Origin of the sequence: Planomonospora sp. ID91781, from assembly GCF_015711595.1 — a bacterium.
Lineage (GTDB): Bacteria > Actinomycetota > Actinomycetes > Streptosporangiales > Streptosporangiaceae > Planomonospora > Planomonospora parontospora.
Map to the genome: position 1 here is coordinate 1655997 of NZ_JABTEY010000002.1, position 3596 is coordinate 1659592.

The following is a 3596-nucleotide window of genomic DNA, read 5'->3' on the forward strand; positions in this document are numbered from 1 at the left end:
ACGTCTTCAGCGGTCCCCCGGCGGGTCAGTCGGTGCCGGACTCCATGGCGGCGTGGTCGAGGAGCTCGTCGGCGTCCGGGAGCTTGCCGCGGGAGGCGATGACCTCCGCGCCACCTTCGGGCATGGCGCCGATCAGGCCGGTCGCGGCGGCCTGGGCGGCGCCGATCATCGGCTGGGGGCTGCCGAGCAGGCCGAGGCCGACGTACTGCTCGAGCTTGGCGCGGGAGTCGGCGATGTCGAGGTTGCGCATGGTCAGCTGGCCGATGCGGTCGACCGGGCCGAAGGCCGAGTCCTCGGTGCGCTCCATGGACAGCTTGTCCGGGTGGTAGCTGAAGGCCGGGCCGGACGTCTCCAGGATGGAGTAGTCCTCGCCGCGCCGCAGCCGGAGGGTCACCTCGCCGGTGACGGCCGTCCCGACCCAGCGCTGCAGCGACTCGCGCAGCATCAGCGCCTGCGGGTCCAGCCAGCGGCCCTCGTACATCAGCCGGCCGAGCCGGCGTCCCTCGTTGTGGTAGACGGCGACGGTGTCCTCGTTGTGGATGGCGTTGACCAGCCGCTCGTACGCGGTGTGCAGCAGGGCCATCCCCGGAGCCTCGTAGATGCCGCGGCTCTTGGCCTCGATGATCCGGTTCTCGATCTGGTCGGACATGCCCAGGCCGTGCCGTCCGCCGATGGCGTTGGCCTCCAGCACCAGGTCGACGGCGGACGCGAACGTCTTGCCGTTGATCGTCACCGGCCGCCCCTGCTCGAAGCCGATCGTGACGTCCTCGGGGGAGATCTCGACGGCCGGGTCCCAGAACCGCACCCCCATGATCGGCTCGACCAGTTCGACGCCGACGTCGAGGTGCTCTAGCGCCTTGGCCTCATGGGTCGCGCCCCAGATGTTGGCGTCGGTGGAGTAGGCCTTCTCGACACTGTCCCGGTAGGGCAGGCCGTGGGCGAGCAGCCACTCGGACATCTCCTTGCGACCGCCGAGCTCGGTGACGAAATCGGCGTCCAGCCAAGGCTTGTAGATCCGCAGGGACGGGTTGGCGAGCAGCCCGTACCGGTAGAACCGCTCGATGTCGTTGCCCTTGAACGTGGAGCCGTCGCCCCAGATCTGGACGTCGTCCTCGAGCATCGCCCGCACCAGCAGGGTCCCCGTGACGGCCCGCCCGAGCGGCGTGGTGTTGAAGTAGACGCGCCCGCCGGAGCGGATGTGGAACGCCCCGCAGGCCAGCGCCGCGAGGCCTTCCTCCACCAGCGCCGCCCGGCAGTCGACCAGCCGGGCGACCTCCGCCCCGTAGGCCGTGGCCCGCCCCGGCACCGACCCGATGTCAGGCTCGTCGTACTGCCCGATGTCGGCGGTGTAGGTGCAGGGGACCGCCCCTTTCTCGCGCATCCAGGCGACCGCCACCGAGGTGTCCAGCCCTCCGGAGAAGGCGATTCCGACACGCTGGCCCACGGGCAGAGAGGTGAGTACCTTCGACATGCGAATAAATTTACATAGCAGCGCATGTTCATGCAACTGCTTCCCGGCTCCCGGACCGGCGCGGACCGCCGGCCCCCTCGGTCGCCGAGGAACACAGGATGGCCGCCGGATCGGGATCCGCCGGTTGTCACACCGCGCCAACGACGCGGCGGCGACCGGTGCGGGGAGGCGGTAGAACCGGGCCCGGCGGAGCGCGAGGCTTGGCCCGAACGCCGTTGAACGCCGTTGAACGCCGTTGAACACCGTTGAACGCCCTCACCCGAGAACCGGAGGAGAGATCACGTGGGTCGGATCCGTCCCGGCCGTGCCGCCACGGCCGCGGTGCTCGCCGTGGTCGCCCTGTGCGTCGCGGCCGGGCTCGCCGCGCTCGTCCTGCTGGCCGAGACGCTGGTGCGCCGGGAGGGCGGGCCGCCCGCCGCGCCGCCCCCGCCGCAGGTCGACCACGTCGCCGAGGCCCGGCGGCTGGCCTCCGAGGGACTGGCGGACGCCAACGACTTCGGCTGCCGGCCCGGCGGGGCGACGCCGTACCCGGTGGTCCTGGTGCACGGGGCCAGGAGCACCGGGGCGGTGACGTGGCCGGTGGCGGCGGCTTACCTGTCCAAGCAGGGCCACTGCGTCTTCGCGCTCGACTACGGGTGGAGCCGGTCGGTCCGGGAGTCGGCGCGGAGACTGGGGATCTTCGTCGAGGGGGTGCTCCGGGCGACCGGGGCGGAGCGGGCCGCGATCGTCGGGCACAGCCTGGGCGGGATCGTCCCCCGGGCGTACATGCGGTTCGAGGGCGGGGCGGCGAAGGTGTCCGAACTGGTCACGCTGGGGGCGCCGCACCACCGCACGACGGAGGGGCTGCGCGAGGACTGCGGGCCGGAGACCGCCTGCGAGGAGCTGTCACCGGGCTCGGAGCTGATGGAGGCGCTCAACACGCCCTCCATGGTCGAGCCCGGCGTCGACTACACCGCCCTCGGGCTGAAGGCCGAGCAGGCGGCCGCCTCCACGTTCGTCGAGGGCCCGCCGGAGCAGGTGAGCAACCGCATGCTCCAGGACGACTGCCCGCTCAAGGGACTCATCGAGGGGGCCTTCGGGCACAACCTGACGACGCTGGACCCGGTGATGCTCTCCTACGTCGGCAAGGCGCTGGAGGAACCCGGACCGCTGCCCGGGGACTACCGTCCGGACTGCTCCGCCCTCATCATCTGAACGGCGGCCCGCCGGCGGCCGGGGAGCGCCGGAGCGAATCGGCTAGATGCGCCGGGTCACCTCGGCGACGACCCGCTCCCGCAGCGGCTGCAGGTAGAAGTGGCCGCCCGGGAAGACGGCCATGGAGAAGTCCGAGACCGTGTGCGCCTCCCAGGCCTTGGCCTGGGCGGGGGTGACGACCGGGTCGGCGTCGCCGACGAGGACGGAGATCGGGGTGCGCAGCGGCAGGCCGGGCCGGTGGAGGTACTTCTCGGCCAGCCGGAAGTCGCCGCGGACGTACGGCAGGACGAGCTTGCGCAGCTCCCCGTGGGCCAGGACCTCCGCCTCGGTGCCGCCGAGCCGGTTGAGCACGGCGACCAGGCGGTCGTCGTCGTACTCCGCGTATCCGCGGTCCCGGCGCTCGTGCGGCGCCGCGCAGCCCGAGGCGAACAACCGGGCCGGGCCGGTGCCGCGTCCCTCCAGGAGCCGGGTGACCTCGTAGGCGACCAGCGCCCCCAGGCTGTGCCCGAACAGCGCGAACCTCCGATCCAGCAGCGGGGCCAGCTCCCCGGCGACCGCGGCGGCCAGGGCGTCCATGCTCTCGGGGAGCGGCTCGCCGTAGCGGTCGGCGCGGCCGGGGAGCTGCACGCCGTACAGCTCGACGGTGTCCGGCAGCAGCGCGGGCCAGTCGCGGTAGGCGGTGGCCGAGCCGCCCGCGTGCGCGAAGCAGATCAGCCGGGTGGTCGCCGCCGGGCGGGGGCGGGGGCAGCGCAACCAGGTCATCGGGTCTCTCCTCCGCTCCGGGCCCGGTCCTGTTCCGGGTCCCGCGTGCTGCGGGCCCGGGTCACGCTCCGGCCCCGCTCCAGGCCCGGATCATGCTCCGGCCCCCGCTCGGATCCGGATCACGCTCCGGCTCCCGCTCCGGGCCCGGTCACGCGCCCGGTCCGGCGGA

At 73.0% G+C, this 3596-nt stretch carries 3 protein-coding genes; 1 reads left to right on the plus strand and 2 read right to left on the minus strand.

Features of this window, described 5'->3' with window-relative positions; genetic code table 11:
- Positions 1-25: 25 nt before the first annotated feature.
- The gene (gene argG, locus HS048_RS26705) at positions 26-1471 is read right to left on the minus strand and encodes an argininosuccinate synthase (RefSeq protein ID WP_068895785.1); all 1446 of its coding nucleotides are present in this window, start codon (positions 1469-1471) and stop codon (positions 26-28) included.
- Positions 1472-1753: 282 nt separating this feature from the next.
- On the opposite strand from argG, the gene HS048_RS26710 reads away from it, so the two are divergent.
- On the plus strand, positions 1754-2665 hold the full coding sequence (locus tag HS048_RS26710) for a triacylglycerol lipase (RefSeq protein ID WP_196469018.1): 912 nt from the start codon (positions 1754-1756) through the stop codon (positions 2663-2665).
- 42 nt (positions 2666-2707) lie between these two features.
- On the opposite strand, the gene HS048_RS26715 is transcribed toward HS048_RS26710, so the two are convergent.
- Complete coding sequence (locus tag HS048_RS26715; protein ID WP_196469019.1) at positions 2708-3427, minus strand: thioesterase II family protein; 720 nt, start codon at positions 3425-3427, stop codon at positions 2708-2710.
- Positions 3428-3596 lie beyond the last annotated feature (169 nt).